This is a genomic window from Pseudomonas sp. Xaverov 259, from assembly GCF_019352915.1.
GTDB lineage: Bacteria > Pseudomonadota > Gammaproteobacteria > Pseudomonadales > Pseudomonadaceae > Aquipseudomonas.
The window spans coordinates 73,764-89,935 of record NZ_JAAAFV010000033.1; the positions used below are offsets into that span (position 1 = coordinate 73,764).

The window sequence follows — 16,172 nt, forward strand, 5'->3', positions numbered from 1 at the left end:
GCGAATCCAGTACGTGAGCCCGGCCATTGCCGAGCCGCCTACGCCAACCTAATTCTGGCGCCGTTTGCCCACATGCAAAAAACCAGTGCCACGCTGCTGATAATCGATGACGACGAAGTAGTGCGCGCGAGCCTCGCGGCCTATTTGGAAGACAGTGGCTTCAGCGTCCTGCAGGCCAGTAATGGCCAACAGGGTCTCCAGGTGTTCGAGCGCGACAAGCCCGACCTCGTGATCTGCGACCTGCGCATGCCCCAAATGGGCGGCCTGGAGCTGATTCGCCAGGTAACCGAGCGTGCGCCGCAGACGCCAGTGATTGTTGTGTCCGGTGCCGGCGTGATGAACGATGCTGTCGAGGCCCTGCGCCTGGGCGCCGCCGACTACCTGATCAAACCCCTGGAAGACCTGGCGGTGCTGGAGCACTCGGTGCGCCGCGCGCTCGACCGTGCCCGCCTGCTGCTGGAAAACCAGCGCTACCGAGAAAAGCTCGAAACCGCCAACCGCGAACTCGAAGCCAGCCTTAATTTGCTCCAGGAAGACCAGAACGCCGGTCGCCAGGTGCAGATGAACATGCTGCCGGTGAGCCCGTGGACCATCGACGAATTCAAGTTTGCGCACCAGATCATCCCGTCGCTGTACCTGTCGGGTGATTTCGTCGACTACTTCCGCGTCGATGAGCGACGTGTGGCGTTCTACCTGGCCGACGTGTCCGGCCACGGCGCTTCTTCTGCTTTTGTGACCGTGTTGTTGAAATTCATGACCACACGGCTGTTGTTCGAATCCAAGCGCAATGGCACCTTGCCGGAGTTCACCCCCTCCGAGGTGCTGGGCCACATCAACCGAGGCCTGATCAGCTGTAAGCTGGGCAAGCACGTGACGATGGTCGGCGGCGTGATTGATGAAGAAACCGGTCTTTTGACCTACAGCATCGGCGGTCACCTGCCGATGCCGGTTTTATACACTCCCGACAGTGTGCGTTATCTGGAAGGCCGTGGTCTGCCGGTGGGCTTGTTTAACGAAGCCACCTACGAAGACCACATTCTGGAACTGCCTCCGACGTTCAGCCTTACGCTGATGTCCGACGGCATACTGGACCTTCTTCCAGAGCCTACACTCAAAGAGAAAGAAGCCGCCTTGCCCCAAAAGGTCAAGTCGGCGGGCGGCAGCCTGGATGGCCTGCGGCAGGTTTTTGGATTGGCCACGCTAGGGGAGATGCCGGATGATATCGCCCTATTGGTGTTGAGCAGGAATCTTTGATGAGTACCGGAAGAATCCAATTCGCCGAGCAAGACGGGACCTTCGTCCTGAAGTTTGTCGGTGAAGTGCGCCTGACCTTGTGTTCGGCGCTGGATGCGACGATTGAGCGGATCTTCACCGCGCTGAACTTCTCAGCGATCGTGATCGATCTGACCGAAACCCGCAGCATCGATAGCACCACCCTTGGCCTGCTGGCCAAGTTGTCCATTCTGTCTCGGCAGAAGGTCGGCCTGTTGCCGACTGTGGTTACCACCCACGAAGACATCACCCGGCTGTTGCAATCCATGGGCTTTGATCAAGTGTTCAACATCGTTGACCGCCCGATACCGTGCCCGGAATGCCTGACCGACCTGCCTTCGCAAGACCAGTCCGAAGAAATCGTGCGGGTCAAAGTGCTGGAAGCGCACAAGATCCTGATGGGCTTGAACGAGTCCAACCGCGAAGCCTTCCACGACCTGGTCAACGCGCTGGAACGCCACTGACCTTCAGTTGAAACCCAATCCAATGTGGGAGCGGGCTTGCTCGCGAATGCGGTGTGTCAGTCAGAAAATTCATAACTGACCCACCGCATTCGCGAGCAAACCCGCTCCCACAGTTTGCACTGAGTTCGGCTTGAGATCAGCGACCATAAAAAAGGGCGGCACCCTCACAGGTGCCGCCCTTTTTGTCGCCGCCTGCCTTACAGCTTGGCAGTCAACAACGCCTCCAGCTTCTCCTGGTCGCGAGCAAACTGACGAATGCCTTCCGCCAGCTTCTCAGTCGCCATCGCATCCTCGTTGGACTCCCAACGGAACTGCGCTTCAGTCAAATGCACCCGTGCTTCACCGGCATGGCCTGGCGACAGCTTGCGCTCCAGCTTGCCTTCATCGGCGGCCAGCTTCTCCAGCAGGTCCGGGCTGATGGTCAGGCGGTCACAGCCGGCCAGCTCTTCAATCTGGCTGAGGTTACGGAAGCTCGCACCCATCACTACGGTTTTGTAGCCATTGGCCTTGTAGTAGTTGTAGATGCGCGTTACCGACACAACGCCTGGGTCTTCAGCGCCCGTGTAGTCGTTGCCGTTGGCCTTCTTGTACCAGTCGTAGATACGGCCCACGAATGGTGAAATCAGGAACACACCGGCTTCGGCGCAGGCCACGGCCTGGGCGAACGAGAACAGCAGCGTCAGGTTGGTCTGAATGCCTTCTTTTTCCAGCTTCTCCGCTGCGCGGATGCCTTCCCAAGTGGAGGCGATCTTGATCAGCACGCGGTCACGGCCTACGCCGGCTTTGTCGTACAGATCGATCAGACGGTGCGCACGCTTGAGAATCGCGGCCTCATCGAACGACAAACGCGCATCCACCTCAGTGGAAATACGCCCCGGCACGACTTTGAGAATCTCCTGACCCACCGCCACCGCAAAACGGTCACTGGCCAGGCCCACGTCACCGTTGCAGTCCTTCACAGCCTCATCCAGCAGATTGGCATAGCCTGGAATCGACGCCGCCTTGAGCAGCAGGGAAGGGTTGGTAGTGGCGTCTTGTGGCTTGAGCTTGGCGAGGGTAGAAAAATCGCCGGTATCGGCTACGACAGTGGTGAATTGCTTGAGTTGTTCCAGCTTGGAAGTCATGGGCGTGCTCTGTCCTGTGGGTCTGATGACATTACCCGAGCGCCGACAAGCGCTCAAGGGCGCAAATACATTCGGTCGTTTGCGCGGGCAACAACCTGAAAACAGCCGTTTGAATCACCGGCCATACTGCTAACTAGGAGACCAAAACCCCCGACAGGTTCAACCCAAGTTCCCCGAGCCACCGCAGCTCCCGTGTGAAAGCTGGCTTCCTGTGGCGAGCAGGCTCGCCACAACAGCCCAGCCACCAACCAACTCCCTGACACCCAACCCCTCACCGCCCCTCCAACAACTCCCCAGCCTGATCCAACAACGCCAACGGATCACTCGCCTTATGAATATCCACCGACAACAACTGCCTGAACTTCCGAGCCCCCGGAAACCCAGTCCCCAACCCCAACACATGCCGAGTAATGTGATGCATCGCCCCACCACTGGCCAAATGCTCCGCAATATACGGCCGCAACTGCGCCAACACCTGCGCCCGACTCACCACCGGCGCCGCACTGCCAAACAACTGCTGATCCACCTGCGCCAACACATACGGATTGTGATAAGCCTCCCGCCCCAACATCACCCCATCAAACACCTGCAAATGCGCCTGGCACTGCTCCAGCGTCTTGATCCCGCCATTCAACACAATCTCCAACTCCGGGAAATCCTGCTTCAACTGCGCCGCCACGTCATACCGCAACGGCGGAATATCCCGATTCTCCTTCGGCGACAACCCCTCCAGAATCGCAATCCGCGCATGCACGGTAAAACTCGTACACCCCGCATCCCTCACCGTGCCAACGAAATCACACAACTCGGCATAACTGTCCCGCCCATTGATCCCGATACGATGCTTCACCGTCACCGGAATCGACACCGCATCCCGCATCGCCTTCACACACTCCGCCACCAGCGCCGGGTGCGCCATCAAGATCGCGCCGATCATATTGTTCTGCACCCGATCACTCGGGCAGCCGACGTTCAAGTTCACCTCATCGTAACCGGCAGCTTCAGCCATGCGTGCGCAGGCGGCGAGGTCGGCGGGGACACTGCCGCCCAGTTGCAAAGCGAGTGGGTGCTCGGCTTCGTTATGGCGCAGGAAGCGCTCGTGGTCGCCGTGCAGGATCGCGCCAGTGGTCACCATCTCGGTGTAGAGCAGGGCGTGCTTGGAGAGCAGGCGCAGGAAGTAGCGGCAGTGGCGGTCGGTCCAATCCATCATGGGGGCGACGGAGAAGCGGCGGGAGAAAGGTTGCGGTGGAGCTATGACTGAAGGCATTGGGATCTGGGATGGAGAATGCGAAGGGTGAGCAGTTTATCAGGAATGGGTTTGAGAGGCCGGGTATTGATCGTCTGACACGAGACCCAGTTTTAAATAAATCTGTCCCCTTTTTCGTGGGTGATGAAGGTGCTGGACAAGATCAATGGACGATGGGGCAGGGGTACGGTGTGCTCGGCCAGCGTGCCTGTGGATCCTGACTGGGAGATGCGTCGAAAGATGATGAGTCAGAGTTATACAACCAAACTTGATCAGCTTTGGGTGGGACAATGCAGTTAGTGATGTACGCTGTGGGGGATTAATCTTTAGTATCTGTACAGTTATCTTCTACAGTATCAGTGCTTTCAAACGGGCTAGATAGTGGTTGGAGTAAGATGTCATCGATATTTATGTATACTCCTGGGCTGAATGGCCTAATCGAAGTTTCTTCTGAAGATAAGGTATTCATTAAGCCCGTTATGAACATGCTGAATTCGAAAAAAGGCGGGTACCCGCGAGTCGTTTCGAGTCCACACCAACTCTTAGATGGGCCATGAAAGAACCAATATCCCTTTCCAAGTACACAAAGCACAGTGCATGGAGGATAATCATCAACTGTGTGTTTTTGATAGCGTTCGATTTCGGAGCCGGCTATATCTGAATTGAAAGCTAAAAGAACCGTGGTCGGACGAGGGCCGCTTGTTATTGAGCCATTCTCTTCTTGCTTTGGGAAAGATGTAAGCATTGAGATGGATCTGAATTTTTTGTTGCTATCTCTTATCTCGTTGGCGTTAAGGGTTGTTTTTATTTCCAAGACATATCGTACGCATTCGATAGGGTACAGTCCAAGGTCTCTGCCAACCAGTATCGGAGGTGCAACTTTTTTATGATAAACTATCAAGTCAAGTTGGTCGGAAAGTTTTTGGAAGGAGTCAATAACTTTTCCGGTTCCACATTGATAGCTTTGTGTTAAGAACGGCTCAATACATTCTTTGACCGCTATCTCACGTATTTCTCCCGCTATACCATGGTGTCCTATACCTGATGCTAAGCTATCTGCGTTGCGTTTGGCTGCGGTGATTCGATTAGTAATATAGTCAAAATGCTTTGTGGTCTTCATCGATTGCTCCGTTTAAATACAATTATTTCCAAATGGTGGAGAGTTTATAATTTCTGCATTAGCGCAATAGTTTGAATCCATTTTGAGGGATTTTTGATAGGTATTTCTCTGCATTTATTGCGAAGCTAGCACTATGTATACATAGGTTGCTTAATAGGAAAAATAAATATAGGAGGGTGCCGCTCTCTGACTCAGCTAATACCCAGTTTGAATACGGGTTGGAGGCCCTGAGGTCTGAAGGAGTCATTGAGTCGGGTATGTTGTCGAAGTGTAAAAAACCTTTTTTAAGGATAAATACTCCGTCAATAGACGGAGAGGGAGTGTCATAGCGTTCTGGGAAGTTAACTTGCGGAGAGGTTATCTTTAGTGACTCATGTATGTTGTTTATCCAATTGTATGCGGTTTCGATTCTTGCTGGTCCAGCATATGCAACGACAAAATTTACTATTGCGGGAAGTTCGTAACCTATCTGGATAAATTTAAATACATGAGGTTGTAGTTTTTTTGCGTTGCGTGCTGCTTTTATCGCTTGCTCAAGCCCTTGCTCATCAAGTGTGGATTTTACTTCTATCGTAGCTATAACGGATTCAACAAGGAATGCACTGATTCCTCCGCCGAGATCTAACTTAGGGAAGCTTTTCCGATAAATGACTATATCAAATTGGTTTCTAGATCCATTTGGGGTGGAGGAAGAGTCAATGATTTCCCCGGTTCCGATTGCGACTGTTGAGGGAAGATGGGCTTCAAGAAATTCTTTAATAAAAGCCTCGCGTGGGGTGCCTTTGTGCAAACTATGACCACTATTAGCACTTATTTTGGAGCTGGCTAGGATCCTTTCTTCGACTGCGGTCATGTGACTGAATAGCATTCTCTGTCCTTCGAGTGGTTTTCCGGTACAGGCAGAATGTCATCACAAATGGTCTGAAGGAAAGAGAAAAACTCGCGAGGTGATGAGGTCGCCCATCGTTGATGAAAGAGGATGCGTTTTTGCGTACGGTAGTATTAGGGAGCATCGCTGAAAATTCAGCCTGTTCTCCATCACAGTTGATAGTGGGCAGGTTCGTGGCGGCCCGAAAAATTCCAGGGTGTGCTATGTGCCGATCAACTGCCCGTCATTATATTTATATTGCCCATCTTATCTGAAGCAACCGTGATTCCGAGCGTTTCAACAGCAAGGCGGTAGAGAGATGATCGCTTAGAAATTGCTACATGAACCATGCGTAAGAGCTTCTAGGCCATACAAAACAGGGGTTGGAGAAGCTCTACGTCCAATCCATCATTGGGGCGACGGAGAAGCGGCGGGAGAGTGGGGCGGATTGCAGGGGCATTGGGGGATCTGAGTCAGCGGGGTGAATGGGGCGCAGTTTATCAGGGATGGGGCTTGGGTGTGGGAGGCGCTTGTTTTGCGGCCATCACCACTTCGAACGCGGACGTTGCCGTGTGTGGAATACGCCGAGGATTTGTAGGCGATCTCCGCGTACTCGATACGGGATCAGGTAGGACCAGTTGGGTACCGCCCATTCTCGGGTGTGTTTAACCCGACCTTCACGGCCCATCGAGGAAACTGAGCTAGCTTGTCAACGCTGGCGAAGATGGCATCGGAGAAGTCGTCAGCCGCCTTTGGATTTTCGAGAGCGATATAGTTTGCTTCGTCTTCCAGATTTTTGAGTGCTTTTTCAAGCCACTCAACCCGCATTCCGGCTCCAGCGCCTGGCGCGCATCGCTGCCACTTGGTCATCGGTGGCGAATTTGCCTTGATCGGCTTCTTTTACTGCCAGCTCGATCTGAGCGGTCAGCGTTTTTTCGTGCTCGATGTAGTCGCGGAGGACGTCCATTGCCAGATAGGTCGCAGTCTGGCCGTTGGTTTTGGCCAGGTCGGCGAGAGAGTTGGACAGGTCTTCCGGGAGGTTTAGGGAGATTCCAGTCATGGCTGCCTCGATGGTGGATGGTTGTGGGCATCTTACACCGTGGAGCGCTGGCTTGAATCAGCAGGTCGTCGCTGTGTGTATCCGGAAGTGATTTGTTCCACCTCGCTGCCGGGATGTCGTGGTCTGACCCCGATATCTTTTGACCCCGATATCTTTATGGTGACTTCGCGGTGGTGGATCGCGCCATTGAACCGGCCCATGGTCACGTGGTAGTAGCGCTGCTGAACAATGAGCCAGTTTGCAAGCGTCTGTGCAAAAGCGGCCACAGCAAGGCTGAGGTGATGTTGATGAATTTGTGCCAGTCGGGGAAGTATACCGATGATCTCTTCGCAATATCACAGACAGCTGAAGCAACTCGGGTGATGGGTGTGTTAGACCAGATTAATGAAGGTTGGGGAGGGGAACGCTGCGTTCGGCCAGTGTCCCGCTTGATTCCGAATGTTGTACGCTGTGAGGGATGATCAGCCAAAGCTATACAACAAGGCTCAATCAGCTTTGGGAAGTAAAATTCAACTAGCGGGACAGCGTTACCCTGATTGGTGTTTCCGAAATGTGCATTATCGCTGCTTGTATTTGCATAATGAGGTGTTGTGGTGTGAACCTTTATTTATTATTATGATTTTACAGGGTTAATGGTCAAGCTTTGTATTGTGTGAATAAATCGGACAAAGTGGTGTAGAAGTTCGTGGTCATCCTCTGAAATTCCATCGGGGTCGAAGTGCATCACCTCATTTCTAATGATGCGAACTTTGTCGAGTTCTCTGGTAAAGGTTTTTCTGTCAACTCTGAGCTCGGTTTTTAGCCACAAGTTAGGATCTTCAAATAGTCTAATGTATTCACCGAAAGTTAGGTCTGCAACTGAGTCTATGGTGCGATCACTATTTGATGGGTTTACAATTCTTGTTAGTTCTTCTTTCGTGAATTTACCATCTATTAGCTTTCTTATGTGGTTTTCAATTTCCGAAAGTAGAAGGAACGGCTCAGAAAGTTGTTTGAATTGAGCGCTAAGGTCAGTAGTAGTGATTATTCCACTTATGCGCTGGTCAGGAGCGCGAACCAGGACATACGAGTATTCCACTATTCTGGGAAGTGCTGAGAATATGGAGTCCGCAGAGTTTATCTCTCTGTGCGGCTTCATATAGTCTCGAACAAATTTGGATTGAGAATTTGCTAGGGCCAATTTTGGGGTGATGCTTTCCCAGCTAATAACACCCTTCACGTCTCGTTCGTTAGTCATTACAGGGAGTTGTGAGTAATCATGTCGCAGCATTAAAGTGATAGCCTCAATTAGGCTGCTGTCTGGCTTTACTGTTATGAGGTTCACGTTTGCGGCTTCAAACCGACTTACTCTAAATGCTGGTTCTGATACGGCCCCAGATATGAGTTCATTTTGTGAAGGTTCGCATTCGTCTACGTTCAGTGTTGTACGTTCCTCATCCAAGGTTACTTCAATGTTTTCGTGAGTGTCGGGCTGATTTATTTCTTCTTTGGTTGGAGCGTAAAGTTTGATCTTTGCGTCAAGCGGGACGCTGTCGAAGTCAGGTTTTGTAGTTACACCTAGAGATTCTAATGCCTTGCGAATTTTGTAGGCTACCATATAGCCTCTACGTTCCGCTCCGAACCAACTTATAAGCTCCCTAACTGATATGGGTATGGATTCCATTCCAGGACCTAGACCTTCGAGAATTTTTTCAAGTCTTTCCAAATTTGATGCTGCCACGGGATTACTCCTCTTAGTGCTAATGCTGTTGTCCGAGTACGCTGCTTTTTACTTGATTTTTATTTATTTAAGTTGTTAGAGTGGGGTTTTTTGCTGTTTTAGGTTGTCACTATAAGTGATTGTAGTACTATCATTCTCTGAGCAATTTAAATTTAGTTTTGAAGGGGGCTTGTCAGCCAGAAGTATTTGCCCACATCAAAAAAATGGTGAGTAACCAATAAACAAAGCTGGATGCGCCAATAAAAACTAGTGACCACAGTATGTATAGTTGAACTTTTCCTAAGGGAACCATGGGGACGACATTTAAGTATTTTGCCAATACTTCATCGGACTTGCAGTAACTGTTTATGTTTTGGTACATTTGAGGTGGGAAGTATAAATAGCCAATGTTTATTTGCTCACCAGGCACCAGAGTTGGAATCAAGATCTCGCCTGTGCCATCCGCATTTCTGGTTACTTCATGAATTAGTGGCGGGTAAATTTGGAAGTCTGGAAGGGAGTGATGACCAATCCGTACGTTGGTTGCGGATTTTTTTCCTGAGTTGCGAACTGCGATAGTGTGAGTGTTAATCGTCAAAGGTTGAGCGTCAGGGTGGTTCTGATTGCGCATAGGGATTGCAAATGAATGGATCATATAACATACAAGTTTCGGTTTGGCGTCTAAATAGATTTTTGCAACTAGACCAAATACGGCCGTCAAAATTGGTGCCGCAACTTTCACTGCGGTATCGAGAGTGAGCTCCATCATATGTATGCAGTCCTATATACTGAAGGCAAAACAATATCACTTTTAGTTCAACCTAGGTAGTGATCCTTTTCTATCAATGACGGCTGTGAGAGCTGAATCTCAGACTCCTGCATGGGGCAAGGCGTACGCCAATCTATGCTATTCAATGTCTGTTATGCATTTATGCAATCTGATGTCGGCGGGCAGTAGAGCCAGGAACCATGGCCCATACGTCAAATTGAGCGAAAAGGGGACAGATTTATTTTCTATCACTGGCCACTTCTGGCCGATTGTCGCCTGTCGTGATGGTACAGCGTCACTGCTTGGAAGCAGCGTTGGTGCAAAAGTGGTACGCAGCTTTGATATCGGCTCTGTGGGGAAATAAATACATGGTCTAGAATGCAACGCTGGGTCGGGACGTAGTGACTGCCGAATTCCCCACTGAAGCTTACGTGGACTCCGCTCAAAATATTTTCGAGCGATCACCGATCAGTCTGATAAAGGATATCCTTGGACAATTACGATTTTGCAAATGGCTGCGCCTCAGATAGTCTGGAGTTTATTTAATCTAAGAAAGGAGTTTTCATGCTAATTCAAAAACCTATCCTACCGAACATTAGCGGGCTGTAATATGAGCAATCCAGGTATTCGATACGAGCGACTTCTCTTTTGGGCGGCGCCAATAACATTAGCTGCTTGTGCGGTGTTCGTTTCTACGGTTGGATATAATACATACGAGGATAGGGTTGCTGCAAATTGCTTCGATTCCAGCGCTGATGTTATTAAAGCAAATCTGAAAGAACTCTCCGAGCAATGGAATGAAGTAAGGCTTGAACAGATAAGAATTAAATCTCGAGGGTTACTTTCAATAAATTATAAAACGGCAGTCGCTAAAAAGTTGATATTCGGTACTGAAACCGGTTGTTGGCGGAAAATAGACATCACTGAATACAGCTATGACCGTGATCCCGTATTGGTGATTAAGGATATGCAGTCACTAGCTAGTGACCTTCGAAAGCAACCTATTAAAATGTATGGGATCGAAATTCCTGATGTGGCCGTGATCGGTTTAGCGGGGACCAAGATACAGATTGCTATGGCTAATTTTATCCAAGCTTTACAAATTGCGCTTGCTCCTATAATGCTTCTATGGCTTGGCAGTCTATACCACACCCGGTTTAGAGAAATAACGGCCTTTAAAACCCATGACAATATATTAAATGTTCATCCTCACGTTATAAATGTGTTTCCGGTAGGATATTATCCTGATTTGAGAAAAAAGAACTGGCTTAAGTCAAGAATGCCATATTTGTGGGGGGCTTATTTTTTTTCAATACGGTCTTCGTTGGTGCTCTGTTTTATAGCTCCGGCGGCTGGTTTCTATGTTGCTTCACTTTTTTATCAACCTATCTTTGGTTATTGGATACTCAACGTTTTCGCAGGGCTTGGAGTAAGCGCGTACGCGTTTGGCGTGGTCATCATCGAGACTTTGGTAGGTGAGAAACATTTCAAAGGAGAAGGAGCGTTGCGCTGATAGTCTTCGCTTGACGGGCCGCTTGTGGTCGATTGCCGCCTATCGCTTAGGATGTGTCGTCACTGCGTAGCAGTAACGCGGGTACAAAAGTATTACGCAGCTTTAGGTCGGTTCTGTAGGCTAATGAATACGCGGCCTACAGGGTTAGCAGTTCCAATCCTTCACCGAGAAAGCTGGTAATTTTGCGTGCGATTGGCAGAAATCGACCAGGAGCGGCTGTACGGATATTTCTACGGATATGTGTGCAATTCAAACTACTATTCACAGCTGGCCGCGTTTAGAAGGCTCATCCTAAGATCAATATTGTAATATCGCTTCAGAAGACCAGTTTGCTCTCCACTCAGTTGCTAGGTGGGAGCGGTTCACCAAGCACACTTAGGTCTGTGTGAACAACCCAAGAATCCTTCGCCTGTAGTTGTGTCGTAATGGTTGATTTATCAGTCGTATAAAACTTTATCTTGGGGTTCTCGCGGGCATCTAGTTCACTGAATAAGGAGAACTCTACATCGGTATAAATCGTCTCGACACGTGGAGGCGTAATTGCCTGTCCAAACAACTCAAAGGTCATAGTGTCCTTCTGAGCAAGCTTGATTATAGGGGGGTAGACAGCCGACACGAAACTTGGAAGCTCGCCCTCATCGTAATAGGTGAACGAACCGCCGCACAACCAACCCGGTTTCCGAGTAGTCACCACCGGCCCAGCGAGCAATTTTACGTACTTTCGAAGAGCCGTATAGACCTCGCGGTCAAAGTCGATAGACTTCAGGATGACCTGATCACTGCATTGCTCTGCCACCTTGCGAGCATAATCCAGATACTCGATCAACCAACGCAACTGAGCATGATATTCCTCATTGAGCGGGCTGGATTTGGTGTCAAAGGAAGCGACGTTGTTTCCGACCTCAATTTCAACAACTAGACGCCCCTTTCCATGGTTTTGTGTAGCCTTCGATAGCCTGGCAAAACCTGGCAGATCGAGTATGTCCTTGCCAAGCCAAGCCTCGGCGCTGAAGGTAAGATCGAACTTCGTATCCCGCCCGTCATGGGCGCATGAAGCTTTAATAGCAAAGAAGCCGCCCAACGCCATCCCGTTGAAAACCGTGCGCACGCTACCCGAGGTGTAGTAGCAGGTGAAGGTATCAATTGCGCGCTCATGCCCTTCCGAGGTCCGGAAGTAAAGATTGGCGGTCATCGCTCGCTTCGGCGCCCCCATTGTAAGCACGCCCGGGCCCGGTCGATGAGCCCGCTGATGGATAGCATCGAACAGTTTGGAGCCTTCAAGCTTAAAATGTGCTTCGGGGATCTGCAGCTCCCGCCCTTCTTCAAGCAATGCTTTTTCAGCTTCCCAGTAGCCCTCCAGCTGATCTAGCCCCTGGAGGATGAGCTGTAGGCTGACCGTATCCTGTGCAGCGCTGATGATATGATTGAAGTGACCGCCGACCTTGTCGACCTGTACCTTGAATCGCGGATCGAGCGCTTCCAGTCCGGACTCATATCCCTGCATAATTTCGGCTAAGGGGGTATTGAAGGGATCGCTGGACTTGTTCACCCAGCGCTGCAAAACTGAAACAGTACCCTCTTCAACGGCAGCTTTGACTTCACCTTCAGTGAAGCTCTTCTGGTTAATAAGGCGATTGGATCGCGCCTCCGCCTTTTGCTTCCATTCGAGCAAAGTTGCAACGCTGTAAGCCGAGTCGTCAGCGTCGACAAGCTTTGAATGCGTCTGACACATCCAGATGCCATTGTTTATGTGACGACGCTCGTTCTTGGACTGTTTGAAGTCGTAGCGGGGCCCACCCGGCGCAGCCGCGCTGATATGGCATGCCACCCCGACTCCCACAGCTTTATCACCAGTGAACGCCGCACCGTGCGTATGCACATGGCAATCGGGGAACGAACAGACATTTCCCGCACAATCCCGCAAACGTCGCACGGTCGACTGGAGAAAATCGTGACGTTCATGGGTAACCTGTTCCGATGCCACGGCAGGCTTCTTTCCTTTGGATTTCACTCCACTCATAAGCGCCCTTTTTATGTCCTTCCCCGGCCTTGCTTGGTATGCGTCAGCAGAACGCTCCAGAGCATTGAGATTTAATCGGCTAAGTATAGTGGTTTATTGGTTTTCCTTGGACGAAAACGACCATGAGATCGCGACCGGATTCACTGATCTGGCACTAATTTGAAACTCAGCTTTGGGCCGATTGCGGCCTGGCGTGTGGGGAAGGGCATCAATGTGTGGAAGTAGTGTTGGTACAAAAGTGGTACGCGGCTTTCAGGCCTGCTCTGTTGCGCAGGGGAAGCCTGGGATGCAGGATTAGTAGTTCCAATCCATCATTGAGACGACTAACACAGCATAGAGTGATCTCGGCAACGGACTGAAATTCATTGGGGAAATTTCCCACACTTTTCTCAGCTTGCCTCTCAGACCACCCATCGCTAACCTCCCCAAACCGTTGGAATCCCAGCAGCCGGATGTGGAAGTCCGTACCAAGCTAAGACGCAATCGTCACAAACACCTACCGGCGTTTTTTTACGTCTGTATCATGTGTTTCGGCGGCTGTGCGCGGGGCACTTCGGTGCGCCGGGTCCTTAGCCCTGGTCTTCCACACCTGCGTACGGCTGCCACCCTCATGTGGAAGTGAGATTGGCAGTTCCTGAACAGTTAAGGAGCTTCGCCATGCACAAGGTCACACCGAATCCGCCTCAAGCCTCAAACGCTGAACCGATTGATCCCAAGCTTCACGCTGCGGCTCAGCGCGCTATTCACCATTACCTGCCGCCATCTGACGACAACGCCGCCCCCGCCGACCACCCACCCGGCAACCTATTCTCAGTCAGCCCCAACATCGACACCGAAACCCTCCTAGCCAACGCCGCCGAGCACCTGGATTCCGCCAACCAAATAACCGCCACCCTGGCCTTCGACCTCGAAGACCCGCACCGCGCCATCATCCTCGGCATCCAGCAACTCATCGACCTAAGCGCTTTACTCGTCGCCCGCGCCCAAGAGCAAGTCGCGCCTGCCGCCAGCCCAGCCACTGCCTGACCCCCAACCCCGCCGCCTTACCCCAAGGCGGCAACCTGAACCCGTGCTGTCACTGCGCAAAATTTCATAATCCCCAGGGCCTTTGAGGTCTACGATCCTCTTCAAGAGAGGACCCCCGCGCCTCCAGCCCATAGGGAACTGAAAACATGATCTCGAACCTGGTTAAAGTCGCGCTGATTGCTGGCACGATGCTGTTGGGCGCTTGTTCGACGGGGTCGTCGGGCGGGAGGGGGGACCCTTGTTTTACTGGCGGATGCCAGGCGTTTGGGGACCATAGCCCGAGCAAGGCGGCCAAGATGAATTTTGGCGGGAGTGGGTTGGGGAGTAGTTATGGGGAGTATGGGTCGGGGTTGTTGCATGATGATTGATGGGGTGGTGGGGCAGTCATTGACTTGGTGACTGACCCACCGCTTTCGCGAGCAAGCCCGCTCCCACATTGGATCTTGGGTGGGCTTTAAAAAGGTGGTGTCAGTGGCCACCTTTCATGCGGCGGGCGATGAGGTAGATGCCCAGGCCGACCAGCGCGGTGGCGGCGCCGATGTAGCCGGTGCTGGTCCAGCCATATCCCGCTGTAATTGCCATTCCGCCTAACCATGGGCCCAGTGCGTTTGCCAGGTTGAACGCTGCGTGGTTGGAGGCTGCCGCGAGGCTCGGGGCTTCGTGGGCGATGTCCATCAGGCGGATTTGCAGCGGGGCGGCCATGGCAATCATGGTGCCGACCAGGCCGATGCCCAGCAGTACGCTCCACAGCGAGCTGGCGGCGAAGGTGAAGAAGATCAGTACGGCCATCGACCACACCATGATCCAGCCCACGGCGCGAAATTGCATACGGTCGAACAGTTTGCCACCGGCGATGTTGCCGATGATGCCACCGACGCCAAACGCGGCGAGGCCGAAGGGGATCCATTGGGGCGACACTTTGGTCACTTCGAGCATGGTCGGGGCGAGGTAGCTGAACACGCAGAACATGCCGGCAAAGCCAATCGCGCCGATCGACAGGGCCATCCACACTTGGGGTTTGGTGAAGGCGCGCAGTTCTTTGCGCGGGTCGCTGCGCGGTTCGTCGTGGCGGTCGGGGACGAATTGCCAGACCAGGGCGATGGTGCACAGGGCGATGGCGCTGACCAGCGCGAACGCCGAGCGCCAGCCCAAGTGTTGGCCCAGGAAGGTGGCGATGGGGTTGCCGAGCAGCATGGCCAAGGTGAGGCCCATCATCACGCGGGCCACGGCGCCGGCGCGTTTGTCGTTGGGCACCATGCTGGAGGCGACGACGGCGGCGATGCCGAAGTAGGCGCCGTGGGGCAGGCCGCTGATGAAGCGGAAGGCCACCAGCGAGCCGAAGGTCGGGGTGAAGGCGGTGGCGAGGTTGCCCAGGGCGTAGAGGCCCATCAGTAGTAAGAGCATGTGTTTGCGCAGCAGCTTGGCGCCGAGGATGGCCAGCAGTGGCGCGCCGACCATCACGCCCAGGGCGTAGGCGCTGATGGCGTGGCCGACTTGGGGTTCGCTTAAGCCCAGGTTCTGGGCGATGTCGGGCATCAGGCCCATGATGGCGAATTCGCCGGTGCCGATCGCGAAGGCGCCCACGGCCATGGCCGCTTCCATTTTGGCGGCGCTGCGCGCGGGCAGTACGTGCCCGGGTGTTTGCTGGATAGTCATGGGTAACTCTGTAGGAAAGAAGTGCACGAAGGTCAGTGGCCGATGCTACGCAAGCCGCCACGAAGGTGTCTAGAACAGCGTTTTGCGCGAGCGTTCAGTCTGATTAAACGCCCTGTGACCCCAGGTCGCGGCTGCGATGCTTGACACGTGCGCGTTAAAAGCCGCGATTTAGAGCTGTCAATTGGCCAAACGGCGCATAAACGCTGTTTAGCGTGATATTCTGCGCGCCGTCTTGGTCTAGTCTTTCCCCGGTGCGTACACCCGTATACGTCCCGGCGGTTGGCTGTCGCCCAGGTAGCTGAAGCCAATAATGATAAAAAGTCAGCGCAGAAGGG

At 52.4% G+C, this 16,172-nt stretch carries 14 protein-coding genes and 3 pseudogenes; 7 read left to right on the plus strand and 10 right to left on the minus strand.

Annotation, left to right across the window (positions count from 1 at the left end; all coding sequences use genetic code 11):
• Positions 1–72: 72 nt before the first annotated feature.
• Positions 73–1,254: a two-component system response regulator RssB gene (gene rssB, locus K0H48_RS14465; protein ID WP_110624244.1), complete on the plus strand. Its 1,182-nt coding sequence runs from the start codon at positions 73–75 to the stop codon at positions 1,252–1,254.
• Positions 1,254–1,736, plus strand: coding sequence for an anti-sigma factor antagonist RssC (rssC, locus tag K0H48_RS14470; RefSeq protein ID WP_010212025.1), 483 nt, complete (start codon positions 1,254–1,256; stop codon positions 1,734–1,736). The genes rssB and rssC overlap by 1 nt, the downstream gene beginning before the upstream one ends.
• Before the next feature lie 197 nt (positions 1,737–1,933).
• Here rssC and tal read toward each other — a convergent pair whose 3' ends face one another.
• Both tal and dusA read right to left on the minus strand, forming a co-directional pair.
• Entirely contained in the window at positions 1,934–2,860 is a 927-nt protein-coding gene (gene tal / locus K0H48_RS14475) for a transaldolase (RefSeq protein ID WP_219268008.1), read from the minus strand.
• Positions 2,861–3,131: 271 nt separating this feature from the next.
• Positions 3,132–4,127, minus strand: coding sequence for a tRNA dihydrouridine(20/20a) synthase DusA (gene dusA, locus K0H48_RS14480; RefSeq protein ID WP_219268009.1), 996 nt, complete (start codon positions 4,125–4,127; stop codon positions 3,132–3,134).
• A 120-nt stretch (positions 4,128–4,247) separates the two neighbouring features.
• Here dusA and K0H48_RS14485 point away from each other — a divergent pair.
• Positions 4,248–4,406 (plus strand): annotated as a pseudogene (locus K0H48_RS14485) (DUF4113 domain-containing protein); the annotation flags it as partial.
• 19 nt (positions 4,407–4,425) lie between these two features.
• Here the strand turns inward: K0H48_RS14485 and K0H48_RS14490 are convergent.
• The 4 genes and pseudogenes from K0H48_RS14490 to K0H48_RS14505 form a co-directional block, all read right to left on the minus strand.
• Complete coding sequence (locus tag K0H48_RS14490) at positions 4,426–5,226, minus strand: DUF6602 domain-containing protein (RefSeq protein WP_219268011.1); 801 nt, start codon at positions 5,224–5,226, stop codon at positions 4,426–4,428.
• A 58-nt stretch (positions 5,227–5,284) separates the two neighbouring features.
• Entirely contained in the window at positions 5,285–6,079 is a 795-nt protein-coding gene (locus tag K0H48_RS14495) for a DUF6602 domain-containing protein (RefSeq protein WP_219268012.1), read from the minus strand.
• 559 nt (positions 6,080–6,638) lie between these two features.
• A pseudogene (locus K0H48_RS14500) lies at positions 6,639–6,922 on the minus strand (type II toxin-antitoxin system RelE/ParE family toxin).
• Positions 6,912–7,154 carry a CopG family ribbon-helix-helix protein gene (locus K0H48_RS14505; protein ID WP_017848887.1) on the minus strand — a complete coding sequence of 81 codons (243 nt, stop codon included), beginning with the start codon at positions 7,152–7,154 and terminating at the stop codon, positions 6,912–6,914. Before K0H48_RS14505 ends, K0H48_RS14500 begins: the two are co-directional and overlap by 11 nt.
• 158 nt (positions 7,155–7,312) lie before the next feature.
• Here K0H48_RS14505 and K0H48_RS30960 point away from each other — a divergent pair.
• Positions 7,313–7,468: pseudogene (locus K0H48_RS30960) on the plus strand (LexA family protein); the annotation flags it as partial.
• 299 nt (positions 7,469–7,767) lie between these two features.
• On the opposite strand, the gene K0H48_RS14510 reads toward K0H48_RS30960, so the two are convergent.
• Both K0H48_RS14510 and K0H48_RS14515 read right to left on the minus strand, forming a co-directional pair.
• Positions 7,768–8,874, minus strand: a complete 1,107-nt coding sequence (locus K0H48_RS14510) for a CBS domain-containing protein (protein ID WP_368862142.1) — start codon at positions 8,872–8,874, stop codon at positions 7,768–7,770.
• A 172-nt stretch (positions 8,875–9,046) separates the two neighbouring features.
• On the minus strand, positions 9,047–9,622 hold the full coding sequence (locus K0H48_RS14515; RefSeq protein WP_219268013.1) for a hypothetical protein: 576 nt from the start codon (positions 9,620–9,622) through the stop codon (positions 9,047–9,049).
• A 610-nt stretch (positions 9,623–10,232) separates the two neighbouring features.
• On the opposite strand from K0H48_RS14515, the gene K0H48_RS14520 reads away from it, so the two are divergent.
• Positions 10,233–11,135 carry a hypothetical protein gene (locus tag K0H48_RS14520; RefSeq protein ID WP_219268014.1) on the plus strand — a complete coding sequence of 301 codons (903 nt, stop codon included), beginning with the start codon at positions 10,233–10,235 and terminating at the stop codon, positions 11,133–11,135.
• A 340-nt stretch (positions 11,136–11,475) separates the two neighbouring features.
• Here the strand turns inward: K0H48_RS14520 and K0H48_RS14525 are convergent, their stop codons facing one another.
• A complete protein-coding gene (locus K0H48_RS14525; RefSeq protein ID WP_219268015.1) occupies positions 11,476–13,155 on the minus strand; it encodes a hypothetical protein in 1,680 nt (559 codons plus the stop codon).
• A 657-nt stretch (positions 13,156–13,812) separates the two neighbouring features.
• On the opposite strand from K0H48_RS14525, the gene K0H48_RS14530 reads away from it, so the two are divergent.
• Complete coding sequence (locus K0H48_RS14530) at positions 13,813–14,181, plus strand: DUF6124 family protein (protein WP_219268016.1); 369 nt, start codon at positions 13,813–13,815, stop codon at positions 14,179–14,181.
• A gap of 146 nt (positions 14,182–14,327) precedes the next feature.
• On the plus strand, positions 14,328–14,549 hold the full coding sequence (locus K0H48_RS30795) for a hypothetical protein (protein WP_257626973.1): 222 nt from the start codon (positions 14,328–14,330) through the stop codon (positions 14,547–14,549).
• Positions 14,550–14,649: 100 nt separating this feature from the next.
• Here the strand turns inward: K0H48_RS30795 and K0H48_RS14535 are convergent, their stop codons facing one another.
• A complete protein-coding gene (locus tag K0H48_RS14535) occupies positions 14,650–15,837 on the minus strand; it encodes an MFS transporter (protein ID WP_219268017.1) in 1,188 nt (395 codons plus the stop codon).
• Positions 15,838–16,172 lie beyond the last annotated feature (335 nt).